Raw genomic sequence first — 26,397 nt, forward strand, 5'->3', positions numbered from 1 at the left:
GGCCGGCCCATGTCTCTTCCTGCCCCGCCGTGATTCACGCAGGTACGTCGAAGTCGTCCGCCACCGCCCTGAGCAGGGTGGCCAGCTTCTTCGACTCCGCAGGGGCGGGATAATGATGTCGTCGCAGACCATTGCCCGCGGAATCCAACAGCTTGATCAGGTCCTCGACTATGGCGGCCATGTCATCCGGGGCGGGCCGGGTGGCCTTGACGATCGAGGGTGCGGAACCCACCAGTTTCAGGTCCAAGGCCTGGGGCCCCTTGCGCCCCTCGGCAACAGAGAAGTCCACACGGGCACCTTTTCGAACCGTGGAGATGCCGGCAGGAAGGGCTGAGGCAGGAAGGAAAACGTCCTGACCCTCATCGCCCGTGATGAAACCGAACCCACGATTGGCATCAAACCAACGCACTTTCCCACTGGGCATAGTCTGGCACTTCCTCACTGGATGATTCCGAGCCGTTTTACCGGCCTTGCTGCATACCTGTCCAGTCTAGCCCAATGCCCTGTGCATGTGGGGCCATCACGTCAAAGGCGTACAGCCCGAGCTCCCAACCTGCTGTTTCGGCGGCTCAGGATGAGTCCTCAACCCCTGAGAGGTCCGTACCGACTCCTGCGAGTGCGGGCCCTGTCGTCCCGACCTGTCCGGCTCGGCCGAACCCGGGGTCTGCCGAAGAGACTCAACCTGGCCCTGTGGAATCGCCATAGTGAAGGTCAGCCCGCCACCCGGGGTCTCCTCCACGCATATCAGCCCATGATGTGCCTTGACGATGGACTGGACGATGGCCAGCCCCAGGCCGGTCCCGCCCTTTTCCCTGGCGCGGGAGGGATCTGCCGTATAGAAGCGTTCGAAGAGCCTCGCCCTGGATTCCGCTGGCACACCCGGCCCATGGTCGATGAAGCGCAGAACCAGATAGGGAGTGCCCACACGACTGTTCTGAGCCACCTGCACAGCATCGAGGAAATGCGCCATGCCTGTTTCATCAGACTCCAGCCTGGCCATGGCCTCAGGGGGTATGGCCGCGTTGAGGAGCCCCATCGATACCTGGACCGGCGAATCGGAGGGTGTGTATCGATGGATGTTCCCTACGATGTTGGTCGCCACCTGACGCAGGCGACTGGGATCTCCCACAACCTCAACCCCCGGCAGTGGACCCTCCTGAAGGGACAGAGAGGTGACCACCCCGACACGACCGACCGGTTTTGTGCGAACGCGCCCCTTGCCCTTGGCCGATCCCCGCCCCTTGGGAGCGGGAGGCGAAGACGGGTCCTCGCGAGTATCGGTCACCACCGTGACGGTTCCACAGATGATCTGACGCTCCGGGTCCAGAGCATGCAGATCATCCACCGAGTCCCGCACCAGGCCGGTCATATCGACCGGAAGGTTGGTGTTGATACCCCTACCCTCGTCCAGTCTGGCCAGGGAGAGGAGGTCGGAGACCAGATCGGTCATCCGGCTGCTGGAGTCCTCGATATGTTTGATCGATTCGTCGGCCCTTTCCAGGGCCCCAGGGTAGGCGCGCTGCATCCGATACAGTTCGGCATATCCATGGATGGCGGCCAGGGGTGTTCTCAGCTCGTGGCTGGCATCGGAGACGAAGCGTTTCATCTTCTCTGTGGTCCGCTTCTGCTCATTGAAGGATTGCTCTATCCGGGCCAGCATGACATTCAGGGACGCGGCCAGGGATCCGACTTCGGTGTTCTCGGGGAAGCTGGGAATGCGCTGGTGCAGGTTGCCCGCGGCAATCATGGCAGCTGTCTTCTCTATACGTTTGAGAGGCACCAGGGTGGATTGGATGAGCAGGGCGGACACGACCCCGCCCAGGAGAACGACAATCACCGACATGACCAGGCAGAAGGTGGTCAGGGCATGAAGGGCCTCATTCTGGTCGCTCATGGACAGACCGATGTAGAGCACCCCGCTGATATCGGAGTCCTCCAGGTCGCTGTGCAGTCTCCACTGCATGGCCACGACCCGCCATGAGGCCCCGGCCCTTTTGAGGGAATCCCGATCCGGCGATGCCTTCGAATTCACCTTTACATAAGCGGGGACCGTGGTCGGCTGCCCCAGGGGTATCGACCCCATGGTGCCGTTGGCAGGCAGCCTGGGCCGGGAAACAACCCCGTTGAACTGCATGGGGTTGAGGTCATCGGCGATGATCTGCAGTTGGTCGTCACGAATCTGCAGGAAGTAATCGGTTGGCCCGAGACCACTCTTGCTCAGGTCCTCCTGCTTGAGAAGTGTGGCATTCCTAATGCCCAGGTTTGCCTGGCGAATCAGCTGGGTATCGGTCTTCTTCATCAGGTAATCATCGGCCATCTGGCAGATGGCCACCGAGATGCCGACCGTACCCACGATGAGAAGAATCAGCATGGAGGCCACCAACTTGGTACTCAGGGGTATACCCGCCAGGAGTGAATCATGGCGTGGGCGCCTCTGCCCCTGCTGTCCGCCCTCGGGTCTGACGGGTGCTCTGTACGTTGATGACTTCATACCTGCCGCCGTTCGGCCTCAGTCCCCTGTCAGAGGCGAGGTTGAATCCTTGGGACTGCGAATCATATAGCCGATGCCGCGCTTGGTTTCAATCAGCGGGGTCACCTTGCGGAGGCGACCATCCTGATCCTTGACCTTGATGCCGTCCACCTTCTTGCGCAGGTAGGAGATGTAGGACTCGACGATGGCTGCGTCACCGCCCCAGTCATACTGCCATACATGATCCAGAATCTGCGCCTTGCTCAGGACCCTTCCTTCGTTGTCCATCAGATAGCGCAGCAACTTGTACTCGGTGGGACTCAGGCCGATGGGCTGACCTGCGCGGGTCACATCGTGGGAGTCCTCATTGATCTCCAGATCTCCCACCCTGATCAGGGGGTCATCCTCCTCATGCTCCCTGGTGCGGCGAAGGATGGCCTTGATCCTGGCAACGACCTCTTCCAGGCTGAAGGGCTTGGTGACGTAGTCGTCCCCGCCCACGGTCAGCCCCATGACCTTGTCCTGGGTGTCGTCCCGGGCGGTGAGGAAGAGGACCGGCGCGTCGATCCCCTCCTGGCGAATGCGGGAGGTAACCGTGAAACCATCGATGTCGGGCAACATCACGTCCAGAACAATCAGGTCCGGCTTGGTTTTCTCTATGACCTCGATGGCTTCGGAACCCGATGCCGCAGTGGTCACCTCAAATCCAGCAAAGTGGAGAGAGGCCACCAGAAGATCCCTGATGGAAGGCTCGTCATCTACAACGACCAGGCGTGCTTCGGTTGGTTTGCTCATGCCCTAAGATTGCCGCCCTTTCCTGAAGGTTATCTGAAAACCTGCTGAAACCTCATCAAGACACGTGGAAGCGGACCGGTTACTTGGCTCCGGGCCGGGTTTTGTCCTCGTCCTCCCGGCGAGGCGCAAATCTGGCATCGGCCGAATCACCGGCATCAGCGCTCTTCATGCCGTCAAGGGTGTCGGTCCCGGTATCGGTCCCGCCATTACGCTCAGTTCCGGCCTTGGACACGGTCTCTTTACCTGCGTCATTCGCAGCTTTCTTTCCCGTATCAACATCTGGCTTTGCTTCAACGACGCTCCCGGACTTTTTCCGCCTCTTCCGAATCAGCAGGAATGCACCAACCCCCAGAACCACGACAACCGCGAGAACAACAAGGATGATGGTGACCTGTCGCTGCTGCTTGCGCTGCGCATCGATTCGTGAGATTCCATCCATCAGGGCCTTGGCCGAACCGACCCAGTCGGGATTACCGGCCTTGCTGATCGGACCGAGGGCATCCTGGGAGAGTTGATCGACGGTCTTCTGGTCACGCAGCCACTCATCTGAGTTGTTGGAGACGGCCACGACCAACTTGCCGTCCTGGGACGCTACGGCCAGGAGGACCGTGTTGGGGGCCGGTTTCATGGATGCCAGCACCTGCTTGGCCCAATCCTCCGGCTTCATTTTCTGATAGAAGCTGGGCAGATAGAGAAGGCGAACGGATACCCCTGTTTCCTCCTTCGTCGACTTGATGGCATCGGTGATCGAACCGACATCGGAGCCAAGAAGGTTCTGGGTATCGGTTATCTGCTCCGAAACGGTCCCCTCCCCTGAGTCCGTCTGACCTTCCTCAGCTCTGGCTTCCACCCCTCCGACCAGCGGGAAGATAAGCAAGGCCACGACGAGAAGGAGGGCAAACCGGCAAGCACATCGAGCAGGTCGCCCCCTTCGTGAATCCAGGATGTTGCCGATACCACGTTCGACCACATGGCCGGGTGAGAGATATTCTTCGTGCTGAACTGCCATAGGTTACAGAGTAGTGGTTCTTCCTTGCGTTGTCTTGCAGGCGTCACCACTTACCTATGGAAAGGACAGTCATGCCACAGTTTCAAGTCGACTCGGAAGAGATGCAATCCGCCGCCGGAGCGGTCAGTTCATCGATTGGCTCCATCCGCGATGCAGTATCAGGTATGTATACCAATCTGGGCAACCTACAGAACGTCTGGAGGGGCGGGGCTGCCACTCAGTTCAGTACGGTAGCCGAACAGTGGAGAGCCTCCCAACAACAGATGGAGGAATCCCTTGAGGGGATTCAAGCGGCCCTGGCCCAAGCATCCAGCCTCTACGCAGACACCGAGGACCAAGCCACCCGACTCTTTGCCAGCTCCTGAAAGGATCAGGACCCCTTGGCTTTTGCTGGCCCTGGCATACCCGATATCAGGGTCTCAACGCTCCGCCTGCCCTGAGTTCTATCGGCAACCTTCATGTCGTCAATGAAGTCACGACACATCCAACTCGGCGGGAAATGGGTCGAGGCGAATCACCCAGCGAAGCTCAACGAATACAACAGACCGCCGCTCCCCTTTTCAAGGAAGCGGCGGTCTGTTGTATATCGATAATCCGGACTTCCTGGCCTTGCCGTTAGGTCAGGGCCAGGAAGTCCCGAGGACTGTCAGTAGCCCATGTCGGCCTGAGGCTGGGCAGCGGGTGCCGGGGGCTCAGGCTTGTTGGCGACAACGGCCTCGGTGGTCAGGAAGAGACCAGCGATCGAAGCGGCGTTCTGGAGGGCGGAACGGGTCACCTTGACGGGGTCGGCGACACCGGCCTCCAGGAGATCCTGGTACTCGTTGTTGGCCGCATTGAAGCCCTGTCCGGCAGGCAGGGAACGAACCTCGTTGATGACTACGTCACCGGAGACACCGCTGTTCTCGGCAATCTGCTTGATCGGAGCCTCGATGGCACGGAAGACGATGGAGGCACCGGTGGCCTCGTCACCCTCAAGCTTGACGGTCTTCTCGGCCTTGGCAGCAGCCTGGACCAGAGCGACACCACCGCCGGGCAGCAAGCCCTCCTCGATGGCGGCCTTGGCGTTGCGGACGGCATCTTCGATGCGGTGCTTGCGCTCCTTGGCCTCAACCTCGGTTGCCGCACCGACCTTGATAACGGCGACGCCGCCGGCCAGCTTGGCCAGACGCTCCTGGAGCTTCTCGCGGTCGTAATCGGAATCGGTGTTCTCAATCTCGGAACGGATCTGGGCCACGCGGGCGGACACCTCGTCCTTGGAACCGCCACCGGAAACGATGGTGGTCTCGTCCTTGGAGACGATGACCTTCTTGGCGGTGCCCAGGACGCTCATATCGATGGAGTCAAGCTTCAGGCCCAGCTCCTCGGAGACGACCTGTGCGCCCGTCAGGATGGCCATATCCTGCAGCATGGCCTTACGACGGTCGCCAAAGCCGGGAGCCTTGACAGCGCAGGAGTTGAAGGTTCCGCGGATCTTGTTGAGGATCAGAGTGGGCAGAGCCTCACCATCGACGTCCTCGGCAACAATCAGCAGGGGCTTGCCGGTCTTCATGACCAGCTCGGCGATGTGCACCACGTCCTGCTGGCTGGAGACCTTACCCGAGGTCAGCAGAATGTAGGGGTCGTCCAGAACAGCCGTCTGCTCGTCATTGTTGGTGACGAAGTAGGGGGCGATGTACCCCTTGTCGAAACGCATACCCTCGGTGAACTCCAGGTCCAGACCGAAGCGGTTGTTGTCCTCGACGGTGACCACACCATCCTGGCCCACCTTGTCGAGGGCCTCGGCAATCTCAGCACCAATCTCGGGGTCGCCGGCGGAAATGGTCGCGGTGGCCGCAATCTGGTCCTTGGTCTCGACATCCTTGGACTGGGCGATCAGTTCCTTGACGATGGCGTCAGCGGTCTTCTCGATGCCACGACGGAGGGCAATCGGGTTGGATCCGGCGGCCACGTTCTTCAGACCCTCGTGGACCAGGGACTGGGCCAGAACGGTAGCGGTGGTGGTGCCATCACCTGCAACGTCATCGGTCTTCTTGGCAACTTCCTTGACCAGCTCGGCGCCGATGCGCTCGTAAGGATCCTCCAGGTCGATCTCCTTGGCGATGGAGACACCATCGTTGGTGATCGTCGGTGCGCCGTAGGACTTGTCCAGAACCACGTTACGGCCCTTGGGTCCCAGGGTGACCTTGACGGTGTCGGCCAGCTTGTCCAGACCGGCCAGCATTCCCTGACGAGCTTCCTCGTCATACTCAATGATCTTTGCCATCGTTGCTTCCTCCGTAATGGCTTGAGGTATATGACCCACCGTCGATGCGGAATGGACGAAACCGTCAGCTGCCTCGTTATCACTCCCACACCTCGAGTGCTAATTCAGCAGATTAGCACTCGAACCCACCGACTGCCAACACGGATAGTCAAATATGCTTCTGGCTAGAAACGCACCTTCTCCGACCGGAATCCACCACCGTAATATCGGCATAAAAAAAGACCCCAGTCAGACCAGGGCCTTTATGAAAAAGACGAATTCAGAACGACAATCAGATCTTGGCGACCTCGGTTGCCTGAAGGCCCTTCGGGCCCTGCTCAACCTGATATTCGACCTTATCTCCCTCATCAAGGGTCTTGAAACCATCCGACTGAATAGCCGAATAGTGGACGAAGACATCTTCCCCGCCATCGTCGGGGTTGATGAATCCGTAACCCTTGCCAGCGCTGAAGAATTTCACAGTGCCTTGTGCCATAACTAACTTCCTTAACATAGGTGCCGCGTCACAGCAGATACGAGACTGACCGCATCTGTCTGGTCGGCAAAATTATTGTACGGCAAACCTCGGAAGAAAAGCAAAACACGCAGTACCAAACTGTGAGACACCCTCGCCCGGGAGAACCCATACCGTGCGGACGGCAAGGGCAGGCCACCTACCGCATCAGGACAACCTCGACGGGGCTTCCGGCCTCGGCCAACTGCTCGACCCGGGCGATACCCAGCTGGGCAGCCACATCCTGAGCGGTTGCCCTGTCGGCCTCGTTCTGGTACCAGACCACGTCGGATGAGGGCAGACTTCCTGTCGGATTGCTTGCGGTGACCGCACCATACCCTGCATTGACCAGAATCTGGCGCTTGCTCCCCGCATAGCCGCTGACACCCGTGCCGTTGACAATCAGCACCCGGGTGTTCTTGTCAATCACCGGAGCCGGCGTGGAGGGCGTCTGGCTAGGCTCCTGAACCGGTGAAGACGGGGCCGGCGTGGCTTCCTTTGCCTTCTTGCTCGGTGTGGAGGTCGATTTCCTGCTGATGGAAGGCTTCTTGATGGCCTGAGAGGTCGTTGCAGGCTTCTGCTGCTGCCAGGGAAGGGATCCACTGACACCCGCCCAGACGCCCACACCGCACACGACGGCAAGAAGAATCACAATCAGGTATGGCAGTGCCCTGATCCACAGGGACTTGGGACCGCGATGCACACCCACAGGCCCCTTGGGTGGATTGTCGAATTCATCCTGACCCTGTGGGGACTTGTCGGCCTGACCCGCCTGAATGCTAGCCATGAAACACTCCTCTGCTCGCCTGAAACCGGCACTATTATATGTAAGCTTAGCGAGCAGTCAGGTCATGACCCTGCAGACCCCACCTGCCCATACGATTCCCAGGCGCGTTATAGTGTCCACATGAGCACAGACCAGTCATCTCCAACCCCTTCGGGCGAGTCGGTCCCCAGTTCGCCAGATACCCGCCAGGCCGTCAAGGAAGGACAGGGGAGCACACACCGCAAACCCCTGGGCGAGCTGGTCGATCCGGGCTGGGCCAAGGCTCTGGCCCCCGTGGAACCGAACATCCACCACATGGGTGATTTCCTGCGCCAGGAATTGGCACAGGGGCACCGATACCTGCCGGCAAGCAGGAACATCCTCCGGGCATTCACGATCCCCTTTGACTCCATCAAGGTTCTGATAGTCGGCCAGGACCCCTACCCCACCCCTGGCAATCCTGTCGGTCTCAGTTTCTGCGTGGACCCGGCAGTCAGTCCCATTCCCGGTTCACTGCGCAATATTTATACGGAGCTGACCGACGACCTGGGTCTGCCCACCCCCTCCAATGGAGATCTGACCCCTTGGACCCAACGGGGTGTCATGCTCCTGAACCGATGCCTGACCGTTCAGGTGGGCAAACCCGCCAGCCACCGCAACAAGGGTTGGGAGGAAATCACCGATGAGGCCATCAGGGCCCTGAACGACCGGCAGGATGCCCAGGGGCGACCCCTTCCTCTTGTGGCCATCCTCTGGGGCAGGCAGGCGCAAAGCCTGGAACCCCTCCTGACCAAGGCGGCCATCATCAAATCGCCCCATCCCAGCCCCATGTCCGCACGGTACGGGTTCTTCGGATCCAAACCCTTCTCCAAGGCCAACCAAGCCCTTGAGAGCATGGGGACCAGTCCGATTGACTGGTCCCTGACCTGACCAAACCCTGCCCGGCCAGGAGTCTTTCCATGCGGCTTTCGGCCCTCGTCAGGAAAGACCGTTACCATGGCACCTATGTCTTTATTCCCACCAAGACCAAGTGCAGGCACACAACAATCGCCCAAACCCCAGCCGCAGCCTCAACCGCGTCAGGCCACACCACTGGTAAGCGGTGACGACCTGCAACGCTCCCGGCAGCTGGTTGACCGGATTCGAACCCGGTTCGCCAAGAACCTGGTCGGGCAAGAGGGATTGCGCGAGGCCATGATCGCCACCCTGGTCGCCTCGGGTCACATTCTGATCGAGTCCGTACCCGGACTGGCCAAGACAACGGCCGCCCAGACCCTGGCAACCTCGGTCTCGGGTAGTTTCAAGCGGGTCCAGTGCACACCCGACCTGATGCCCTCGGATCTGGTGGGCACCCAGGTCTACGACTTCTCCAATCAGCGCTTCTCCACCCAGCTGGGACCCATCCACGCCAATTTCGTCCTGCTGGACGAAATCAACCGGTCCAACGCCAAGACCCAGTCGGCAATGCTGGAGGCCATGGCCGAAGGGGCCACGACCATCGGCGGTCAGCGGATTGCCCTCCCCCAACCTTTCATGGTCATCGCCACCCAGAACCCCATCGAGGAGGAGGGCACATACAACCTGCCTGAAGCCCAGATGGACCGGTTCATGCTGAAAGCCGTCATGACCTACCCCGACAAGGACCAGGAAACTCGGATGCTTCAGCTCCTGACCTCCCGGGGAACAGACATGCCCCTGGCTGACGAGCAGGGCAGGCTGACCATCGCCGACGTGGAGTTCCTCCGTCGCAGCGCCCGTCGTGTCCACGTGGCCGAGCCAATCATGCAGTACGCGGTCGATCTGGTGGCGACCAGTCGAGGCAGCGGCCCCAAGCCCATCCAGGGACTCTCTTCAAAGGTCCGCCTCGGTGCCAGCCCCCGAGCCTCAATCGCCCTGATCCGCATCGGACAGGCCCAGGCCCTGATCAGCGGTCGCGACTTTGTCGTTCCCGAGGACCTGAAGGGCTTCGCCCACCAGGTCCTCCGCCATCGCATCCTGCTTACCTTCGAGGCCATGGCCGATGGAATCAGCAGCGATGACATCATCGACACCATCCTGGAAACGGTGCCTGTGCCATGATCGGTGACCGCGGACACCAGGACCCGGTCAGACGGCGAATCGAAGCACTGGGGTCCAGCTTGAGCCTGCCCACCGTACGCAAGGCCATGGGAATCCTCGAGGGGGAACACCCCTCGGGGTTGCGTGGAAACGGGTATGATACGGCCGGAATCCGGGCCTATGAGCCCGGCGATGAAACCCGGCTGATCGACTGGAAATCCTCAGCCAAGATAGGCAGGCCCATGGTGGTCGACAAGGAGCGACAGCTGACCAGCAAGGTCTGGCTCCTCCTCGACGTCGGACGGGAGATGACCGGCACCTGCCCCAGTGGCGAGCAGGCGATACAGGTCGCAGCCAATGCACTCTGCATGTTTGCGGCACTCTCGCTGAGACGATCCGACGAGGTAAGCCTGGTCCTGGCCGACAGCTCCACCATCACCCGTATACCCTGCCACGGAGGATTCGCGCAGTTCGAGCAGACCCTTGACCGAACCCTCCTGAACCGCCAAAGCACGGGCAGGAACATCGAGGCTCTCCTGGACTATGCCAACAGGCTCCAGGACAGGCACTCCCTCCTGGTCCTGGCCACGGACGAGACCGCCCTGAACGGGGACCATCTGGACATGATTCACCGATTGGCCCAGACCCACCCGCTCAACCTGGTCTCCGTACGCCTCCTCAACCCCCTACGCGCGGAGGGCGGGCCGGGCCCGGTCTATGAGGCCCAGACCGGCCGAAAGGTCCCGGCCTTCCTGCAGACCGAGCGTACCGGGCAGGAGGTGGCGGTGCACCGGGAATACATGGCCGCCGCCCTGAAGCAAGAACTGGCCCGGAGTGGTTCCACACTGGTCAGGGCCGAATCCAGTCAGACCATGTTCGATCAGTTCATCCATCTTTTGTCGGTCGCCTTGCCCGCGTCTTCCCTGGGGAATCCCCCAGGACGGCCCGGCTTGGTTTCAGGACTTGGGAGGACGGGCCGGTGACACCCATGCAGAACCAACCGATATCAGCTCAGAAACTTGAACCCCTTCCCTCCATGGAACAGCCCGGATGGCTCCTCGGACTCACTCTGATCTGCATCTTCCTTGCCGTTCTGACGATTGCCCTGGCCATATTCCTCCCCCGATTCCGCCAGGTACAGGAAAAATCCAGGAGCAGCCTTGTGCAGGTCAGCCCCAAGGAAGACTGCCTGGCCCGAATCGATCAGGTCGTCACCGATTACAAGGCCGGCAAGTCAACACGGGATCAGGCCTTGAAGGATCTGGCGGGGATAGCCCGCCGGTTCGCCTCCCAGGCATGGAGCCGGGATATGAGCGCGAAGACCCTGACAGAGATCAAAATTCAGCCCAGAACCAGCAGTACGTCACAGGGGCTTGACCTCCTCCGTCAGACCATCGACGCTCTGTATCCGCCGGAGTTCGCTCCGCCGGCTGAAATGAGCGGCTCCTCCCCCGTCTCCGTGGACCAGGCCGCCGAGTGGGTACGGGCCCTGATCGAAAGGTGGCGCTGATGAGCATCGGTCAAGTGACCTGGCGCTGGCCCTGGATCATGGCCCTGGTCCTGGCAGTATCCATAGTGGTGGTCCTGGCGGTCTTCTGGGTCGAATCCAGACGAGATGTCCATGGACGGAACAACAAGCAGGAAGAAGCACGGATCGAGGTCTGGAGCCTGGACGATGACCTGAATACCGAGGCCGGTGTCGGGCTCTTCCGCCAGTGGCGGAGTCTGGGTCGTCTGGCCTGCCTGCTCCTGATTCTGACCCTCCTGGCCGGTATCGGTCTGGCAGGACGTCCTTCAACCGTCGATGCAACCCAGGAAACCGGTCACAGCAGGGATATCGTTCTCTGCCTGGACGTCTCCGGTTCCACCCTCCCCTATGACCAACAGGTCCTGGCATCCTACCTGGACCTTGTCGGGAGGTTCAGGGGGGAACGAATCGCCCTGAGCATCTTCAATTCCACCTCGCGCACAGTCTTCCCCCTGACAGACGACTACGACATGGTCACCAAGGAACTGCGCAGGGCCAACGACATCCTCAAAGGGGTCCAATCCCAGGACGAAATCGACAAGATGAGCGACCAGCAGTACCAGGACGTCAGCGATTGGCTGGAAGGAACCCAGAACCGCAAGGACACCACCTCCCTGATCGGCGATGGTCTCATCGGCTGCGCCAGCCTCCTTCCCGGTTTCACCACTAAGGATGCAGGTAAGCAACAGGGTAAGGGGCGCGCCGCCTCGGTGGTCCTGGCCACCGACAACGTGGTCTCGGGAGAGCCGACGTACACCTTGGAGGAGGCCCTCAATCTGACCTCAAGAACCGGAATCGCCGTGGACGGCCTCTACTCGGGCCCCAAGGAGAGCATCTCGGACGACAGCACCCAGGAGATGCGCCGTCTGATCGAATCGCACCAAGGCATATTCCTGCTTCAACAGAACGGTGATTCCATCGACTCACTGGTAAGGCAGATCGAACAACGCCATGGCGGCAACCCGGGCACCATCAGGCAATCGAGTCAGGTGGACTCCCCCGGCTGGTGGGTCCTTGCCATGAGCCTGACCCTGGGCGGATACCTGATTCTGGTCTGGAGGCTGAAGCGGTGAACATCCTGAACGGTCTGACCCTGTCCCCCTCCCTGGGATGGGTGGGTGGAGGAATACTGGCCTCCGTCCTCGTGATCCTGGCAATATCCATCCCCATCGCCCACCACAGGGCCAGGGGCCATACGGACGCAGGCACCCTGTCGATGGTGCGGCGAACGGCCATGGTGCTCGTCCTGGCTCTTATGGTTCTGACACCCAGCTCAGTCAGTCAGACCACCAACCGGGCAGTCAACGCCACCGATGTATATATAGCGGTCGACGTGACAGGATCCATGTCCGTCAAGGATGCCGCCTACGGGGATCACACCGGCATCTCACGTCTGGAAGCCGCGCGCCTCGCCGTTGCCGACCTGACCAGTGCCTATCCGGATGCCTCTTTCGCGGCTCTCCGCTTTGGGGCATCCGGCACCCTGGACCTTCCCCTGACGCCGGATGACAGGGCCGTCGGAAACTGGGCCCGGGGGTTGCGGACGGAGCCCACCTCCCAATCGACGGGCTCCAACCTGGATGCCCCCCTGGACCAGCTTGTCCTCTCCATGAAGGAGACCCGTGAGCACCACCCGGATGACCGCATACTGCTCTATCTGATCACCGACGGTGAGCAGACAAGCAATCACTCCAGACGCTCCTTCTCGGCCTTGCGCGCCTATCTGGACGATGCCTTCGTGCTGGGAACAGGCTCCAGCGAGGGCGGGCGGATCCCCGTCAGCCCGGACTCCCTGGGCACCGATGAAGAGAACCCACCTACCGAAGCGGATCAATGGGTCAATGACCCCCAGACCGGTCAGCCCGGTATCTCCGTCATGGACGAAAAGAACCTGAAGGCCTTGGCAGACGAAATGAGCGGCTCATACGAGCATCTCGGCCAGGGGCGAACGTTGGATTCCGGGAACACGGCCAAGGCCTCGAAGCGGTATCGGGTGACCACGGTGACCAAGACCCGGCAGCATGTCACACCACTGGTCTGGCCTCTGACCTTGGTGGAAGCCGCCCTCCTGATCTGGGAACTGGCCGATTGGATCCGCACCTCAAGGAGACTCCTATGAGTTCGGCAAAACAGCAACAGCCCGCGGGGATGGAAACAAAACCAGCAAACAGGAAACCCCTGCCGGGTGTCAGGATAATCCTGGTCATCCTGGGTCTGGTCATGGCCCTGGTGGCGGTCTGGGGGCTGGCCAACATCCACGCCATCAGTACCTACAATGAGGCCACCCGGTCCCTGAACACCAGCATTGCCGAAGCCAACCGGTCCGATGCGGACCCTGACAGGATCAAGGCCATCCAGGACCAGACCGATAAGCTCTTCCATCAGGCGGAATCCTTGGGTCCGATCCTCCTGCCGGGAACCAGACAGGCCATACACAAGAGCAAGGCCGTCAGTGACAAACTGACCAGAAGGGTTACCAGGCAGATTCGCAGTCAGGAGGTCGCCAAGGGCGAGGAAGGGCAGGCCGCCGACTTGCAGGAACAGAACGGCCAGGGGCAGCAAGGACTCACCCAGGAACAGCAGGACAAGGTGGACGAAATCCTGAGACAGAACCAGCAGGTCCAGGATCCGTCCACAGGCCCCCAAACCAGTCAGGGGAAAGAAGACCCGAAAACAGTCAAGCCGTGGTAAGCATGAACTTCAAGGCACCACAGTCGACGGGCCTGTTGCTCCCCTGACTAGCTGGCGCTGAACCGAACCACGACTTGCATATCCGGTTCCTTGCGCACGTTCGACCACATTTATCCCCGAAGTTCCTCCATCCTGTCCGGCTTGGTGGAATTGGTCCATGATCGATTCCCCCTCTTTCACACCGCCCGCCTTTTCGATGCAACCGGCTGCAGGACCGGACGGACCAAGCGTCGACCGTATGCTCTCCTGCAGCTGTCATCGAATCGTGGCCAGGTCTTTCGAGACGATGACCAACCTCATCGACCAGACCGAAAGGGTGCTGGGTGATGCGCGAGTCCTGATGGATCAGGCCGGCACAATCGACTGGGAAGGCGAGGCCGCCCAGGCGTTCAGGGCAGGTCTGGTCAGAGCCTCCGACATGGCCGACGGCCAGTTGTTCTCCTTGGTGCAGGCCAGGCGGCTCCTTGAGGAGGAGACCCGAGCATGAGTCGCCAGGTATCCTCCCAGGTCAGTTCCAGCGGATATACCCGGGTCCAACTCGACCAAATGACCCGCGTGGCGGACAGCCTCAACCAGTTGTCCGGCAACCTCCTGTCCTTGCAGGGAGAATGGAACCTGACCGGATTGCAGCTGGAACGAAACAGGATGATTCAGACCTGTCCCTGCCTAGATGGAGGGCAGGTCCTGATTCAAGGGCACGCAGCCTTCCCCTTCGACTGCGCCATCAGGACCTGCGATTGCCGGTGCGACGATTGCCGGACCCTGGCCACCATCCTGTCCGACCAGGCTGCGGCCCTGACCGAGGCCTACTCCCTTTACTCTTCAGCGGAGTCATTCGTAACCTTGCTCCTGAGAGGCCTTCTCATGACCCCCTCCTGGCCCACACCAGTGGGAAACCTGCTGACTGCGGCGGGGATATCCATCGCCGGTTATCTGGGACTGTCCCTCTTTGAAGGCCATATGATCACCATGGCGGAATTCCTCAAAAAGACGGGCTCCCTCCACCAGGAAGCACTCAGTGACCTGTCCAGTCGAATCGCTCCGCGTTCGGCGTCCCCCATAGGCCGCATTGCGGAGTGGTCGTGTTTGGCCGCCCATGGGTCCCAGCACCGGTTGGAGGTGACCCAGGTCAGTCCGACCGGCGGTGGGTTGGGAAGCGCCCACAGCATCGACCAGGCCCTGGAGAACCTACAGAATCTCGGCTCACGCGATAAGGGGTTCGCCTACGATACCGTCGCCGTTCAAAAGTACAGGGACACGGATGGAAGCACACACTGGGTGGTCTACATACCGGGAACCAGTTCCCATCGTGACTCAGCCATAGGATGGGGTCAGAATCTCCAACTCATGAGTGACACAGCGAGCACCCGTGCGGAGGCCGCATCTACCCGCCTGGTGATGGAGGCCATGCGCAGGTCCGGAATAGCACCCGGAGACCGGGTCAGTCTGGTCGGTCACTCCCAGGGAGGAATAGTGGCTGCCACCCTGTCCAGCGACATGGCGGACCAATACCGCTTCGAACACGTGGTTACGGCAGGCGCCCCCATCGCCAACCATCCCATAGCACCACAAACCTGGGTCACCAGCGTGGAGATGAAGGAAGAGCTGGTCTCCAGCCTGGATGCCCGGGACAATACCGATGCAACCAACCGTCTGACCGTCCGCGGGAGGGACGAAGGCATCTCACCGGCCTCTGTAAACGGCTCCTATGCCAGGCAACCTGTCGAGTTTTCCTCAGAAGCCGTGGAATCTACACACGGCATGAACTACCAGAGGGCCGCCTGGCGGAACGCCCTGAACAAGGGCGTGCCCAAGGCAAACGAACAGGACCGTCACTTTGCCCAATCGACCAGCGGCGACCTGGTGAAGACCACCTACTATGAGGGGAGGCAGCCAGCCGATCGATGAAGAGGTGGAGCCGAACATTCCGAACCCGGCGGTGAATGTCGTTCGGTTGGCGGTTTCGCCTAGACTGGAGGTCATGAACCTGAGCCGAATCACGCCTGCCATTGCACTCAGTCCTCTCGACGGTCGATACCGGATGCAGACCTCACCTTTGGTGGATTATCTGAGCGAACCGGCCCTGAACCGCGAGCGCTTGCGGGTGGAGGTCGAGTGGATGATTCTGCTGGCCAACGGGTATCCGGAGCAGGGCAACCACCCTGTTCTGCCAGGCGTTGAGCCTCTGACCGATGACGAACAGTCCTACCTGCGCGCCATACCCGAGGATTTCGATGACCAGGGCATCATGGAATTGGCTCAGATCGAGGCGAAGACCCATCATGACGTCAAGGCCGTGGAATACTACCTGGACCGGCGTCTGGAACAGGCCGAGGCAAGCCTGGGAGCCGATACTCAATTGCCCCGATTGAAGTCGTTGGTCCATTTCGCCTGCACCAGTGAAGACATCAACAACCTCTCCTACGCCCGGTGCATCCGTGGCGCAGTGGAGCAGGTCTGGCTCCCTGCGGCCCAGACCATTGTGGACCGTCTGTCCGAAATGGCTGTCACACATCGCGAACTGCCCATGCTGGCACTGACCCACGGTCAGCCCGCAACCCCCACCACCCTGGGTAAGGAGATGGCCGTCTACGTATACCGGCTCAACCGCCAACTTGGCCACATCCGGCACCAGGACTATCTAGGCAAGCTCAACGGGGCCACCGGCACTTTCGGCGCCCACCTGGCCGCTGCTCCCGATGTGGATTGGGTCCGGCTCTCCAAGGAGTTCGTCACCAATCGCATGGGCCTGGTCTGGAATCCCCTGACCACCCAGATCGAGTCCCACGACTGGCAGGCCGAGCTGTACTCGGCCATCAGCCATACCGGGCGGATTCTGCATAACCTGGCCGTTGACGTGTGGATGTACATCTCCCGGGGCATCTTCGCCCAGGAGCCGGTCAAGGGTGCCACGGGTTCCAGCACCATGCCCCACAAGGTCAACCCGATTCGCTTCGAGAACGCCGAGGCCAATCTGGAGATCTCCTGCGCCCTTCTGGATAGCCTGTCGTCCACGCTGACCGAGACCAGGTGGCAACGCGATCTGACCGACTCAACCACCCAACGCAACGTCGGTTCCGCCCTGGGATACAGCCTCTTGGCCCTGGACAACCTGAAGGGGGGCCTGGCGGCCATCCACCCCAACATCAAGGCCATGCAGGAGGAACTGGACCAGAACTGGGAGGTCCTGGGCGAACCTATCCAGACCGCCATGCGGGCTGCTGGTCTTGCCGGCCGGAACGGCATGGACGACCCTTATGAACGGGTCAAGGAGCTGATGCGAGGCCATCAGATCGGCAAGAAGAACGTCGAGGACTTCATCGACACACTGGACCTGGAGCCTGCCATGGCCGAACGGCTCAAGACGCTGACCCCGTCCTCCTACACCGGGGCCGCCGGGACATTGGTGGACTTCGACCGCGCCTGACCATGACCGACGTTCCCAACCAAGACCGGAAGACAATCCGGAATGATCGACCCTCTTCCACACACAGCCCCGTCGTGGTGGATACCCCTCCACAGCGGGTCCATGATGCCGGGGATCTGCTTCGTGCCCTGGTATCACTTATTCTGGGGCTGCTGGTCACCCTGGCCGCCGTCTATTTGAGGGGAACGGCCGCGGGTGTCGAGTCGGACATGCGCCAGGCCGGTCACGCCATGGACTGGCTCATGGATGTACCCACCAACTTCCTCCAGCAGATCGTGACCGTAACCGTGGTCCTTGCGGTTCTGATCCACCTATTGGTCAACCGGGAGTGGCTCCAGTCCATTACCGCACCCCTGGCCATGTTCGTGGGGTACAGCCTGGTCCTGATCATCTCCAACCTGATTGTCTCCACCCGCAACACGACTCTGATTGCATCCTTCAATCCCCAGAACGCCTTCGGCTCAACGGTTCTCCTGCCCGACATATATGCCGGCTTGGCGGCCTTTCTGAGCGCCGCCGGGCCCCGCCGCCTCCGAAGCACGGTCAAGTGGGGCTGGAACGCCCTCTATGCAGTGGCCGTCATCATGATCATCATTTCCTCGAATTCGGTCAGCGGGGTCCTCGTCTCCCTGCTCCTGGGCAGGATAGCCGGCATGGTCATCCGCTACATCGTCGGGACCCAGAACAAGGGTGCCTGGGGGGAGGCCGTGGCACAGGCCGTCGCCTCCATCGGCATCGACCTGACCGAACTGACCCGTGTCGATGCCACGCTGGACAAGGACGGACAGCCCATCCCCTGCCTGAATGACGACCTGATCGAAGCCTCACGCATCTACCGGGCCAAGGACGCGAGCGGGACCAGGTACACCGTCTCGGTCATGGATGGACAGCTCCATACCGCCGGTTATCTGATGCAGCTGTGGCAGTGGATCAAGCTCTCCGGGGTTTCCATGCGCCGTGACCGTTCCGCCATGGACTCCATGCAACACCATATGGCCGTCCTCTTCGAACTGCGCGACCTTGACCTATCCGCCCTTCACCCTTACGGATTGACCGAAAGCGCCGAATCATCCATCCTGGTGTTTTATGACGATACCCACCTGACATCCATCGAGCCGGACCTCCTGGATGCCGACCAGGCCCGTCAGCTCATGGACTTCCTGGCCAGGGCCAACAGCCGGGGGTATACCCATCGGCGCATCACCCCGAACACCCTGGCGACCGACAATGAGGGCCATGCCGTCATAGCGGGCTGGGAGAACAGCGACAGCGCCAGTTCCTCGGCCAACATCGCCCTGGACAGGGTCCAGCTCCTCAGCCTGATCGCCGCCTCACTGGGTGTCGAGGAAACAGTCAGGATTGCACTGGAATCCTGGGGGAAGGACACCCTCATTGCCCTGATGCCCTTTATTCAGATGGTGGCAATCCCATCCCAGACCCAGGCCCTGCCCGGATGGAACCGCCAGGTCATGTCGGACCTGCGCGCCCGCCTACGCTCCTTGGCCCCGCCGGAGTCGGTCGAAACCACGGACCAGGTCACCCTATCCAGATTCAGCCTGCGCAGCTTCCTCGCCCTGGTCCTCCTGGTCATCGCGGTCGTCGTCATCTTCACCCAGTTCAACCTCCAACAGGTCATCCAGGCCGTCAGGAACGCCAATCCCTGGATGGCGGGGCTCTCCTTCCTGCTGGGGTCCTTCTCCTGGGTGGGCGGCGCCATCACCCTCGGAGTCCTGGTCGACAAAAAGAAGCGGAATATCCCGGGGATATTCCTTTCCCAGGTGGCCTCCTCATTCACCTCGGTATCCATGCCCGCAGGTGTGGGCCCTGCCTTCGTCAACCTCCAGTACCTGCGCAAGAGCGGATACGGCAACACCATGGCGACGGCCATCATGAGCGCCGTGGTGGCGGTTCAGTTCGCCACCACTTTTGTCCTCCTGATCGTCATCGGTCTCTTCACCGGCAGGAACACCCTTTCAGGCATGATCCCCACCAACACCCTGGTCATCGTCATCGGGGTGGTGGCCATCGTGGCCGCCCTGGCCATGGCCATCCCCTATACCAGGCGGTTGATCATGGACAAGCTCATGCCAATCGTCGCCTCGTACGCCCGCCACCTGCTCGACATTCTGACCCAGCCCCGTCAGCTCGCCCTGGCCGCCTCGGGGTCCGTCGTCCAGTCGGCAGCCCTGGGCATGAGCTTCTGGGCGGCATTGATGGCCTTCGGATGCAGGACCAACATCTTCGAGACCACCTTCGTCTTCCTCCTGGCCAACACCCTTGGTTCCGCGGTACCTACACCGGGTGGTCTGGGCGCCATCGAGGCGGTCCTCTTCTCGGCATTCCGCCTTGCGGGTGTGCCCTCAGGCGTGGCCATTTCGGCGACCCTGGTCTTCCGCGTCGCCAACTACTGGCTACGCATCCCCCTCGGTGCACTGGCCATGCGGTGGCTCGGTCGCCATAATCTGATCTGATGTATAGGGGTTTCAACCTTATCCTGAGCCGGATTCGGACCTTTGGGCGTCGTTTTGGGGGTCTCTAGAGGTCCGAAAGATGGAATTTTAGGGCCAAATGAGGCAGAATTGGCGGGAAACCCCCGAAAAATGAGGTACTTGACTCTCACCTGCGCTAATATCAGTCATTGACCGTTGGGCTTTCCGTGAATACAGGAAAAAAGGGGAGCCCCCCGAAAGAAGGATGCTCTATGGCATACAACAAATCTGATCTCGTTTCGAAGATCGCCCAGAAGTCGAACCTGACCAAGGCCCAGGCCGAGGCAGCCGTCAACGCCTTCCAGGACGTTTTCGTTGAGGCCATGAAGTCCGGCGAGGGCCTGAAGCTCACCGGTCTCTTCTCCGCCGAGCGCGTCAAGCGCGCCGCTCGCACCGGCCGCAACCCCCGCACGGGCGAGACCATCAAGATTCCGGCAAGCTACGGCGTTCGTATTTCCGCCGGCTCCTTGCTGAAGAAGGCTGTCTCCGACAAGTGATGTGCTGACAACCTCATAGGTTTTTCGACGGGCCTGATCCACGGTGATCAGGTCCGTTCTGTATGTCAGGGGCCTTCTGTCCACCAGTGGCCCTTTGCGGCATTCCCGCTTTTCACCTCGCGTTCAACCGGACGAACGCCCCAAACAAGGAAACCTAGACCGAGTCCGGCCTTGTCCGTTCGCGGTTCAACTCCTCGGACAAGGCCCTGTATGACTCGTCTGGGTCGCAGGCGAACGGATCCATCAGGGTCACTTCGTGCCTGTGGGTGCCCTTGATGACCAGATGGGTCCAATCGCAGGACCACGACAGGACTGTCGCCTCCGCCTTGGATACGAAGTCGCCACGTAGACGGGCACGGGTGGTCTGCGGCGGCCTTCTCACAGCCTCCCCTATCCGGTTCACGTCCACCAGGGTGTCCATCATCCCGTGGTCTACCAGCGCCCCGTAGGACCGACCGGCAGCTACGTCATGGTAGTCCAAATCCAGCCGCCTGGCCTTGAAGATATCCGCATCACGAGCCGCTTCGGCATTGAGTAGTCTGAGCTTGGCAGCCCAATCAACCCAACCGGCCAAGGCCTCCCAGTGACCATCATCCAGGGCATCCAGGGCCGACCGCCACAGGCCAAGGGCCTCATCGGCCATAGGAAGAACGGTGTCGACCTGGTCGCCCAGCTCATCGACATAGGCCCGGCAACCCTCCCAGTACCGGCGTTGGATATCGAGGGCCGACATGACCCCGCCGCCCTCCATGTCCAGGGAGGCCCTTCCCGTCATGTCCCTGCTGGTGGCCCTCATGGCTTCACCCGGATTGGCCAGGGCACAGGCCCCGAAGCCATGGGGCCGTCCGGACAGCACCTCCTCTTCAATCAGACTCAGGACCAGGTGGGTGGTGGCCAGCTTGAGCCAGGTGACCGTCTGAGAACGGTTTGAATCCCCGAGAATGACATGCAGGCGTCTGTACCGGTCAGGATCGGCATGGGGCTCATCGCGGGTGTTGACCATGGGGCGGGCTCGCGTTGTGGCGGAGGATACGGCCTCATCCAGGAAATCCGCGCGCTGGCTAAGCTGATAGCCGGCCTCCCCCAATCGCCCGGCCCCTGCGAACAGCTGGCGGGTGACCAGGAAGGGCACCAACTGCTCCTTGACCACGTCCAGGGGAACCTGGCGACGGAGGAGATAGTTCTCATGGCAGCCGAAAGAATGCCCCTGGGCATCGACGTTGTTCTTGAACACATGCACCGTGACCCCTGGCCCCAACCTGTCGGCAAGGACCGAACATGCCTCACGGGCCAGATCGGCCATGATCCGCTCCCCAGCCAAATCCTGCTCCAGGGCATCCATGGGGGTCAGCGCCTCGGCCGTGGCGTACTCGGGATGGGAGCCGACGTCCAGGTAGAGTCTGGCACCATTCGAAAGATAGATATTGGTCGACCTGTGCTGCTCCACCAGGCGGTGGAACATGGCCATGGCCACCTGCCCAGCACTACAGGCCCCATCTCCTCCGGTCAGACTGACCCCGTACTCGGTCTCGATGCCGAAGATACGACGATGATCGATGCCGGGGGCCTGATGCATCAGTTCACTCCCCTCCCTTTTGCACGAACCCCTTGACATACTCCTCGGCGTTGTCCTCCAGGGTGGATTCGATGTCGTCAAGCACGGAATCCAGGGAGGTGTCCTGAGAACGGGCCGATGCACGACCGGACAGGGTTCCCTCTTCCATCCCCTCCTGACCCGACTGTGCCGAAGATGAACGCTGGCTGAACTCCTGTGGCATGATCCTGTCCTCCTGCTCCAGTGCCCGGACGCATCCCGGCACAACCGCCGACCCTTATATCGTTTTCACTCGTCAGGGACTAGTCGAATACCAGATAGGAACCCAGTTCCTTGTCGATGATTCCGTTGGTGGCCACGACGTCGTTGCTGCCCTCCCAGCGGACGTGGCCGCCGTCCCAGCGCCAGAGGGTCCCCTTGGCCTCACGGACCACCACAGCGGCCGCTGACACGGCAGGGATGTCCCAGGAATGGAGGGCAGGCTCGAAGTAGGCGTCATAGCTGCCGTCCGCAACCCTGCACAGATCCAGGGAAACCGGACCCACACGCTTGATATCGGCCGGTTTCCCGGCCATCCTGGAGACAATCTGAAGCACCTGCTCAGACTCGTTGGGGAAGTATGACATACCGAAGCTGACGACCGAACCCTTGAGGGTATCCATGGTGGAGGGGATGATCTTCTCCCTCTTATCCCCGACGATGGTCCGGCGGATACGTATCGCGCCCTGGCCCTTGGCGGCCAGGTAGGTCAGACCCAGCACCGGGGCATGGACGATGCCTAATATGGGCGAGGCGTGGCCCGTCTCATCGACTGCGAAGAGGGAGACGGTGACGGTCCATTCGGCCATGTTCCTGACATAGTTGACCGGCCCATCGATATGCCCGATGCACCAGTAGCGACCGCCCGGCTTGCGGTTACCGGCCTCCTCCTCCCAGAATCCGTCAAAGGGCTCCAGATCGGCAATCCTGGTCCGGCAGTAGCGAATCAGTCGGGTATCGATACCGGATGAGAACTGGGTTCCCCGGTCGATGGCGGAAGTGCTGCGCGGATCGTGGGGGTTGATCTGGTCCTGGAGGGCATGACGACCTGCCTCGACCGCTATGGTTGCGACCTGCATGGCCAATTCACGCAATTCCATATCTCTCTCTTTCGCAACGTAGCCCGGGGGAGAATCCGAATCAGATACGTCCTCGAGCATGACCCCGCTCCTCCGATATCAGCAGTATAGGTCGCGACCCTCCCCCTTGAGGAGCCACCGGGCAATATCCCCAGAATGTTCCAATACCCCCGGGCAGTCGGCCTTGGTGTGACCCGACGGATCAGTCAAATCCACAATCAGGGGCCGACCCTCATCGTTTTCCGGATCTTCCAGAACCACCCGACTCCAGGACATGGAGCGGATGATATCCGGACAGTCATGCAGGATACGCGACCTGAACCAGGCTCTGGTACCGTCAGGACCCATGTCAGACGCATCCTCGACAGCCGGCTGGGAGGTTACGGGCTGTATTCGCGACCCCAGTCTGGAGGGCAGGTCGTGACCGGGATCCAGACAGGCCCACTCGATATCCAGGGCCGCCAGGCGGGGATCGGACCAATCATGGATGGAGCGACGACGACGCAGGCTCTCAAGGAGCTGCCACTTCATGAGCCACTCCAGACGCCCCGCCTGGTCGGACATACCCAGCCGTTCGTCGGCATCAGCCCTGCGGACCCGGTCCAGGTCATCCAGAATCGCCTCCCACAACTTCATGAGCCGCCCTGTGACCTGACCAGGCCAGGCGGGCCTCCCCTCCCTGTCCTCACCGTAGAGGATGACCCCAACCCGGCAGATCGCCTGGAACAGGTCCTGCTGAATCTGCAGGGCGGTTTCCCGCCTGCCTGACTCCAAGACGAGCGGCGCATTGAGGCTGAGGTCACGCGAGACGGTCCTCAGAGACGACACGGGGTCGTTCAGAGCCAGTCGGTCCAGGAGGGCATCCAGGTCGAATCCAGCGGCATCGGCATCTTCCAGGAGTCCCAGAAGCATGCTGGTTGTCCCCAGCTTGAGGACCTGGGGCAGATCCATCCGGTTCGCGTCCCCGGTGATGACATGAAACCTGCGGGTGGAGGCGGTACTGTGTGATTCATCCCTGGTATTGATGATTGGGCGGTCGAAGGTGGTCTGCAGACCGACCCGTGTTTGGAGGTAATCGGCCCTTTGCCCGATCTGGAAACCGGGTTCCCGACCATCGACCCCCAGGCCCACCCTGCCGGAGCCGGTGTATATCTGGCGGGTCACGAAATGGATGGTCATCAGCGCAACCACCCGGCTGAAGGGGACGGATCGGTCCATCAGGTAGTTCTCATGGGTCCCCCAGCAGGCCCCCTTCCCATCCACGTTGTTTTTATAGAGCCGCACACCATGCGTGGCCCCCTTCCGACCGGCGCATCTTGCCGCTCTGGACATGAGAAGGTCTCCGGCCCGGTCATAGGCAAGGGCCTGGAAGGGATCGGTGGTCTCAGGAGAGGAGTACTCGGGATGGGCATGATCAACGTAGATGCGACCGCCATTGGGGGCCAGCACATTCATCAGGGCCGACTGGGGTGAATCCGTCAGCATACCGGGGCTGGCCATGGCCCTGGGCAGCCGTCCGGTACGGGCATCGTTGACAGGGTCCTCCCGGCCGTAATCCCAGTGAATGTGTGAGCGTTCAGGATCGGCCGCGGCCCTGACCACCGCCATGGAAAGGGACACGGGATTGGCCGGTGATCCATCCTCGGCGGCGATGGCGTATTCGGTTTCCGTGCCGACCACACGCTCCACCCTCATGATTCGGTATCCGTCCGGCCGATCAGACGGATGTCGGCCACCCGCCCCACGGACAGACCGGCCGTCCGAGCCCACTGCTGCGGGTTCTGGTCACCCACGGAATCGAGCATATCCAGATACTCCTCCTGAACGGCCTGCAGGCATCGGTCGGCATCGAGGGTAACCTCACGGTCCTGCCGGATGGAGTCCTTGACGGCCATGGTCTTCGCCCTGTCGACGATGTTGCGCAGGACCGCCCCGGAAATCAGCTGGCTCATGTAGAAGGGGTACCAGCGACCATCCTGGTCGAGCAGGTCACAGACCTTACGCCCCTGATCCTCGCGATAGATATCGCGCACCAGGACCTGGACCAGATCATCCACTCCCCCTTCTTCAGGCTTCAAGGGAAGATCAGGCGTCACATATCGGGAAAGAATGGATGCCGCGGCATCCCTGTCCGGCCTGTCAATACGAACCTTCACATCCAGCCGACCCGGCCTCAGCACGGCGGGATCGATCATGTCGACCCTGTTGGAGGCCCCGATGACCATAACATTATCCAGGGCTTCAACCCCATCCAGTTCGGCCAGGAACTGGGGGACAATCGTCGTCTCCACGTCCGATGAGATGCCCGATCCCCTGGTACGCAGGAGGGAATCCATCTCGTCGATGAAAACGATGACGGGACCGCCCTGACCGGCCCGCTGACGGGCCCGTTCGAAAATCCGTCGCATGAGCCGTTCCGACTCCCCTACGAACTTGTTGAGCAGCTCCGGCCCCTTGACCGACAGGAAGACACCCGGCGTGCCCGACCCCTTGGACAGACTGTTGGCCACGGCCTTGGCGATCATGGTCTTCCCATTCCCGGGAGGACCGTAAAGGAGAAGACCCTTGGGTGGGTTGAGGGAAAAGCGGCGGAAAAGATCCTTGTGAAGGAAGGGAAGCTGGACGGCATCGCGAATCCGGTCGATTTGTCTGTCCAGGCCACCGATGTCGGCGAAGGTGACATCCGGCACCTCCTCCAGGACCAGGTCGTTCTGCTCATGCTCCGGGACCAACGACAGGGCCAGCTGCCCTGCGGGGTCGACCATGACCTGGTTCCCCACACTCAGGTCGGCATCCATCAGGGCACCTGAACGCCCGACCAGGCTTGAGGCGCCCGAAGCATCCTTGACCTCCAATATGCCGGAGTCCATGATTCGGCTGACCTGGCGCAGCGGTCCGGTGGTCGCCTGGTCACGCACCTGTACCACCACCATGTTCTCGTCAAGCAACAGGGTCTGTCCGGGTCTGATTCTGTCGGCCCTCACCCCCGGTGCCAGGGCCAGGACCATACGCCGGGACCCGTAAAACACCTCCAGGGAGGCATGCTGGACACCCATCTCATCGAACGAGACCGAATCCACTCCCAGCGCCAGGGCAAAGTTCAAGGGAGGCGACGCCATCTGGGCCAGCCGTGTCTTGGCCTTGGTCAGTTCCTTACCCGCCCGATTCAGGGCCTGGGCCAGGGCGTGGTTACGCTCCCTAAGGGCATCCATGACCGCGGCCTGATTTCCCGGACCAT

The 26,397-nt window shown here is 61.1% G+C and carries 25 protein-coding genes; 13 read left to right on the forward strand and 12 right to left on the reverse strand.

Annotated elements, in window-relative coordinates:
- Positions 1-34: 34 nt before the first annotated feature.
- The 4 genes from H3V08_RS03925 to H3V08_RS03940 form a co-directional block, all read right to left on the reverse strand.
- Positions 35-424, reverse strand: coding sequence for a cold-shock protein (locus tag H3V08_RS03925; RefSeq protein ID WP_033498016.1), 390 nt, complete (start codon positions 422-424; stop codon positions 35-37).
- A 96-nt stretch (positions 425-520) separates the two neighbouring features.
- Positions 521-2,491 (reverse strand): sensor histidine kinase, encoded by a 1,971-nt coding sequence (locus H3V08_RS03930; RefSeq protein WP_269748704.1) that lies wholly within the window; start codon positions 2,489-2,491, stop codon positions 521-523.
- An 18-nt stretch (positions 2,492-2,509) separates the two neighbouring features.
- The gene (locus H3V08_RS03935; RefSeq protein ID WP_033498014.1) at positions 2,510-3,265 is read right to left on the reverse strand and encodes a response regulator transcription factor; all 756 of its coding nucleotides are present in this window, start codon (positions 3,263-3,265) and stop codon (positions 2,510-2,512) included.
- A gap of 79 nt (positions 3,266-3,344) precedes the next feature.
- Positions 3,345-4,274 carry a TPM domain-containing protein gene (locus H3V08_RS03940; protein WP_198181669.1) on the reverse strand — a complete coding sequence of 310 codons (930 nt, stop codon included), beginning with the start codon at positions 4,272-4,274 and terminating at the stop codon, positions 3,345-3,347.
- Between the two features lie 71 nt (positions 4,275-4,345).
- Between H3V08_RS03940 and H3V08_RS03945 the strand changes: the two genes are divergently transcribed.
- Positions 4,346-4,639, forward strand: a complete 294-nt coding sequence (locus tag H3V08_RS03945) for a WXG100 family type VII secretion target (protein ID WP_033490374.1) — start codon at positions 4,346-4,348, stop codon at positions 4,637-4,639.
- A gap of 281 nt (positions 4,640-4,920) precedes the next feature.
- Here the strand turns inward: H3V08_RS03945 and groL are convergent, their stop codons facing one another.
- The 3 genes from groL to H3V08_RS03960 form a co-directional block, all read right to left on the reverse strand.
- Positions 4,921-6,537: a chaperonin GroEL gene (gene groL, locus H3V08_RS03950; RefSeq protein WP_033490376.1), complete on the reverse strand. Its 1,617-nt coding sequence runs from the start codon at positions 6,535-6,537 to the stop codon at positions 4,921-4,923.
- Between the two features lie 271 nt (positions 6,538-6,808).
- Positions 6,809-7,012 carry a cold-shock protein gene (locus H3V08_RS03955; RefSeq protein ID WP_033490377.1) on the reverse strand — a complete coding sequence of 68 codons (204 nt, stop codon included), beginning with the start codon at positions 7,010-7,012 and terminating at the stop codon, positions 6,809-6,811.
- Between the two features lie 178 nt (positions 7,013-7,190).
- On the reverse strand, positions 7,191-7,817 hold the full coding sequence (locus H3V08_RS03960) for a LytR C-terminal domain-containing protein (RefSeq protein ID WP_198181670.1): 627 nt from the start codon (positions 7,815-7,817) through the stop codon (positions 7,191-7,193).
- A 120-nt stretch (positions 7,818-7,937) separates the two neighbouring features.
- Between H3V08_RS03960 and H3V08_RS03965 the strand changes: the two genes are divergently transcribed.
- From H3V08_RS03965 to H3V08_RS04020, 12 genes are all read left to right on the forward strand, one after another.
- Positions 7,938-8,726, forward strand: coding sequence for a uracil-DNA glycosylase (locus H3V08_RS03965; protein WP_198181671.1), 789 nt, complete (start codon positions 7,938-7,940; stop codon positions 8,724-8,726).
- A 75-nt stretch (positions 8,727-8,801) separates the two neighbouring features.
- Positions 8,802-9,875, forward strand: a complete 1,074-nt coding sequence (locus tag H3V08_RS03970; RefSeq protein WP_033490381.1) for an AAA family ATPase — start codon at positions 8,802-8,804, stop codon at positions 9,873-9,875.
- Positions 9,872-10,837 carry a DUF58 domain-containing protein gene (locus tag H3V08_RS03975; RefSeq protein WP_198181672.1) on the forward strand — a complete coding sequence of 322 codons (966 nt, stop codon included), beginning with the start codon at positions 9,872-9,874 and terminating at the stop codon, positions 10,835-10,837. Before H3V08_RS03970 ends, H3V08_RS03975 begins: the two co-directional genes overlap by 4 nt.
- Positions 10,838-10,890: 53 nt before the next feature.
- On the forward strand, positions 10,891-11,364 hold the full coding sequence (locus tag H3V08_RS03980) for a hypothetical protein (RefSeq protein ID WP_146208235.1): 474 nt from the start codon (positions 10,891-10,893) through the stop codon (positions 11,362-11,364).
- Positions 11,364-12,455 carry a VWA domain-containing protein gene (locus H3V08_RS03985; protein ID WP_110444893.1) on the forward strand — a complete coding sequence of 364 codons (1,092 nt, stop codon included), beginning with the start codon at positions 11,364-11,366 and terminating at the stop codon, positions 12,453-12,455. Before H3V08_RS03980 ends, H3V08_RS03985 begins: the two co-directional genes overlap by 1 nt.
- A 5-nt stretch (positions 12,456-12,460) precedes the next feature.
- Entirely contained in the window at positions 12,461-13,501 is a 1,041-nt protein-coding gene (locus H3V08_RS03990) for a vWA domain-containing protein (protein WP_198182118.1), read from the forward strand.
- Complete coding sequence (locus H3V08_RS03995; RefSeq protein WP_033490386.1) at positions 13,498-14,073, forward strand: DUF6466 family protein; 576 nt, start codon at positions 13,498-13,500, stop codon at positions 14,071-14,073. Before H3V08_RS03990 ends, H3V08_RS03995 begins: the two co-directional genes overlap by 4 nt.
- A gap of 265 nt (positions 14,074-14,338) precedes the next feature.
- The gene (locus H3V08_RS04000) at positions 14,339-14,560 is read left to right on the forward strand and encodes a hypothetical protein (protein ID WP_148301983.1); all 222 of its coding nucleotides are present in this window, start codon (positions 14,339-14,341) and stop codon (positions 14,558-14,560) included.
- Positions 14,557-15,981 (forward strand): PGAP1-like alpha/beta domain-containing protein, encoded by a 1,425-nt coding sequence (locus tag H3V08_RS04005; protein WP_198181673.1) that lies wholly within the window; start codon positions 14,557-14,559, stop codon positions 15,979-15,981. The genes H3V08_RS04000 and H3V08_RS04005 overlap by 4 nt, the downstream gene beginning before the upstream one ends.
- A 73-nt stretch (positions 15,982-16,054) precedes the next feature.
- A complete protein-coding gene (gene purB, locus H3V08_RS04010) occupies positions 16,055-17,500 on the forward strand; it encodes an adenylosuccinate lyase (protein WP_198181674.1) in 1,446 nt (481 codons plus the stop codon).
- A gap of 74 nt (positions 17,501-17,574) precedes the next feature.
- A complete protein-coding gene (locus H3V08_RS04015) occupies positions 17,575-19,971 on the forward strand; it encodes a lysylphosphatidylglycerol synthase transmembrane domain-containing protein (RefSeq protein WP_258323541.1) in 2,397 nt (798 codons plus the stop codon).
- Between the two features lie 230 nt (positions 19,972-20,201).
- Positions 20,202-20,486: an HU family DNA-binding protein gene (locus H3V08_RS04020; RefSeq protein ID WP_033490389.1), complete on the forward strand. Its 285-nt coding sequence runs from the start codon at positions 20,202-20,204 to the stop codon at positions 20,484-20,486.
- Positions 20,487-20,640: 154 nt separating this feature from the next.
- Here the strand turns inward: H3V08_RS04020 and H3V08_RS04025 are convergent, their stop codons facing one another.
- The 5 genes from H3V08_RS04025 to arc all read right to left on the reverse strand — a co-directional run bounded on the left by H3V08_RS04025 (position 20,641) and on the right by arc (position 26,371).
- Complete coding sequence (locus H3V08_RS04025) at positions 20,641-22,062, reverse strand: proteasome accessory factor PafA2 family protein (protein ID WP_198181675.1); 1,422 nt, start codon at positions 22,060-22,062, stop codon at positions 20,641-20,643.
- A gap of 4 nt (positions 22,063-22,066) precedes the next feature.
- Positions 22,067-22,264, reverse strand: coding sequence for a ubiquitin-like protein Pup (locus tag H3V08_RS04030; protein WP_198181676.1), 198 nt, complete (start codon positions 22,262-22,264; stop codon positions 22,067-22,069).
- A 79-nt stretch (positions 22,265-22,343) separates the two neighbouring features.
- Entirely contained in the window at positions 22,344-23,180 is an 837-nt protein-coding gene (locus H3V08_RS04035) for an inositol monophosphatase family protein (protein ID WP_198181677.1), read from the reverse strand.
- A 78-nt stretch (positions 23,181-23,258) separates the two neighbouring features.
- Positions 23,259-24,854 carry a depupylase/deamidase Dop gene (dop, locus tag H3V08_RS04040; protein WP_198181678.1) on the reverse strand — a complete coding sequence of 532 codons (1,596 nt, stop codon included), beginning with the start codon at positions 24,852-24,854 and terminating at the stop codon, positions 23,259-23,261.
- Positions 24,851-26,371 (reverse strand): proteasome ATPase, encoded by a 1,521-nt coding sequence (arc, locus tag H3V08_RS04045; protein ID WP_198182119.1) that lies wholly within the window; start codon positions 26,369-26,371, stop codon positions 24,851-24,853. The genes dop and arc overlap by 4 nt, the downstream gene beginning before the upstream one ends.
- Positions 26,372-26,397 lie beyond the last annotated feature (26 nt).

Origin of the sequence: Bifidobacterium sp. M0307 (assembly GCF_016100445.1) — a bacterium.
Classification (GTDB): domain Bacteria; phylum Actinomycetota; class Actinomycetes; order Actinomycetales; family Bifidobacteriaceae; genus Bombiscardovia; species Bombiscardovia coryneformis.

Excerpts from the sequence above, each read along its gene's own strand:
- dop (WP_198181678.1), bottom strand. The coding sequence starts at position 24,854 with ATGAGGGTGGAGCGTGTGGTCGGCACGGAAACCGAATACGCCATCGCC.
- groL (WP_033490376.1), bottom strand. The coding sequence starts at position 6,537 with ATGGCAAAGATCATTGAGTATGACGAGGAAGCTCGTCAGGGAATGCTG.
- H3V08_RS03925 (WP_033498016.1), bottom strand. The coding sequence starts at position 424 with ATGCCCAGTGGGAAAGTGCGTTGGTTTGATGCCAATCGTGGGTTCGGT.
- H3V08_RS04005 (WP_198181673.1), top strand. The coding sequence starts at position 14,557 with ATGAGTCGCCAGGTATCCTCCCAGGTCAGTTCCAGCGGATATACCCGG.
- H3V08_RS03940 (WP_198181669.1), bottom strand. The coding sequence starts at position 4,274 with ATGGCAGTTCAGCACGAAGAATATCTCTCACCCGGCCATGTGGTCGAA.
- H3V08_RS03995 (WP_033490386.1), top strand. The coding sequence starts at position 13,498 with ATGAGTTCGGCAAAACAGCAACAGCCCGCGGGGATGGAAACAAAACCA.
- H3V08_RS03965 (WP_198181671.1), top strand. The coding sequence starts at position 7,938 with ATGAGCACAGACCAGTCATCTCCAACCCCTTCGGGCGAGTCGGTCCCC.
- H3V08_RS03930 (WP_269748704.1), bottom strand. The coding sequence starts at position 2,491 with ATGAAGTCATCAACGTACAGAGCACCCGTCAGACCCGAGGGCGGACAG.
- H3V08_RS03935 (WP_033498014.1), bottom strand. The coding sequence starts at position 3,265 with ATGAGCAAACCAACCGAAGCACGCCTGGTCGTTGTAGATGACGAGCCT.
- purB (WP_198181674.1), top strand. The coding sequence starts at position 16,055 with ATGAACCTGAGCCGAATCACGCCTGCCATTGCACTCAGTCCTCTCGAC.
- H3V08_RS04025 (WP_198181675.1), bottom strand. The coding sequence starts at position 22,062 with ATGCATCAGGCCCCCGGCATCGATCATCGTCGTATCTTCGGCATCGAG.
- H3V08_RS03970 (WP_033490381.1), top strand. The coding sequence starts at position 8,802 with ATGTCTTTATTCCCACCAAGACCAAGTGCAGGCACACAACAATCGCCC.
- H3V08_RS04035 (WP_198181677.1), bottom strand. The coding sequence starts at position 23,180 with ATGGAATTGCGTGAATTGGCCATGCAGGTCGCAACCATAGCGGTCGAG.
- H3V08_RS03980 (WP_146208235.1), top strand. The coding sequence starts at position 10,891 with ATGGAACAGCCCGGATGGCTCCTCGGACTCACTCTGATCTGCATCTTC.
- H3V08_RS03975 (WP_198181672.1), top strand. The coding sequence starts at position 9,872 with ATGATCGGTGACCGCGGACACCAGGACCCGGTCAGACGGCGAATCGAA.
- H3V08_RS04020 (WP_033490389.1), top strand. The coding sequence starts at position 20,202 with ATGGCATACAACAAATCTGATCTCGTTTCGAAGATCGCCCAGAAGTCG.
- H3V08_RS04030 (WP_198181676.1), bottom strand. The coding sequence starts at position 22,264 with ATGCCACAGGAGTTCAGCCAGCGTTCATCTTCGGCACAGTCGGGTCAG.
- H3V08_RS03945 (WP_033490374.1), top strand. The coding sequence starts at position 4,346 with ATGCCACAGTTTCAAGTCGACTCGGAAGAGATGCAATCCGCCGCCGGA.
- arc (WP_198182119.1), bottom strand. The coding sequence starts at position 26,371 with ATGGATGCCCTTAGGGAGCGTAACCACGCCCTGGCCCAGGCCCTGAAT.
- H3V08_RS03960 (WP_198181670.1), bottom strand. The coding sequence starts at position 7,817 with ATGGCTAGCATTCAGGCGGGTCAGGCCGACAAGTCCCCACAGGGTCAG.
- H3V08_RS03955 (WP_033490377.1), bottom strand. The coding sequence starts at position 7,012 with ATGGCACAAGGCACTGTGAAATTCTTCAGCGCTGGCAAGGGTTACGGA.
- H3V08_RS03985 (WP_110444893.1), top strand. The coding sequence starts at position 11,364 with ATGAGCATCGGTCAAGTGACCTGGCGCTGGCCCTGGATCATGGCCCTG.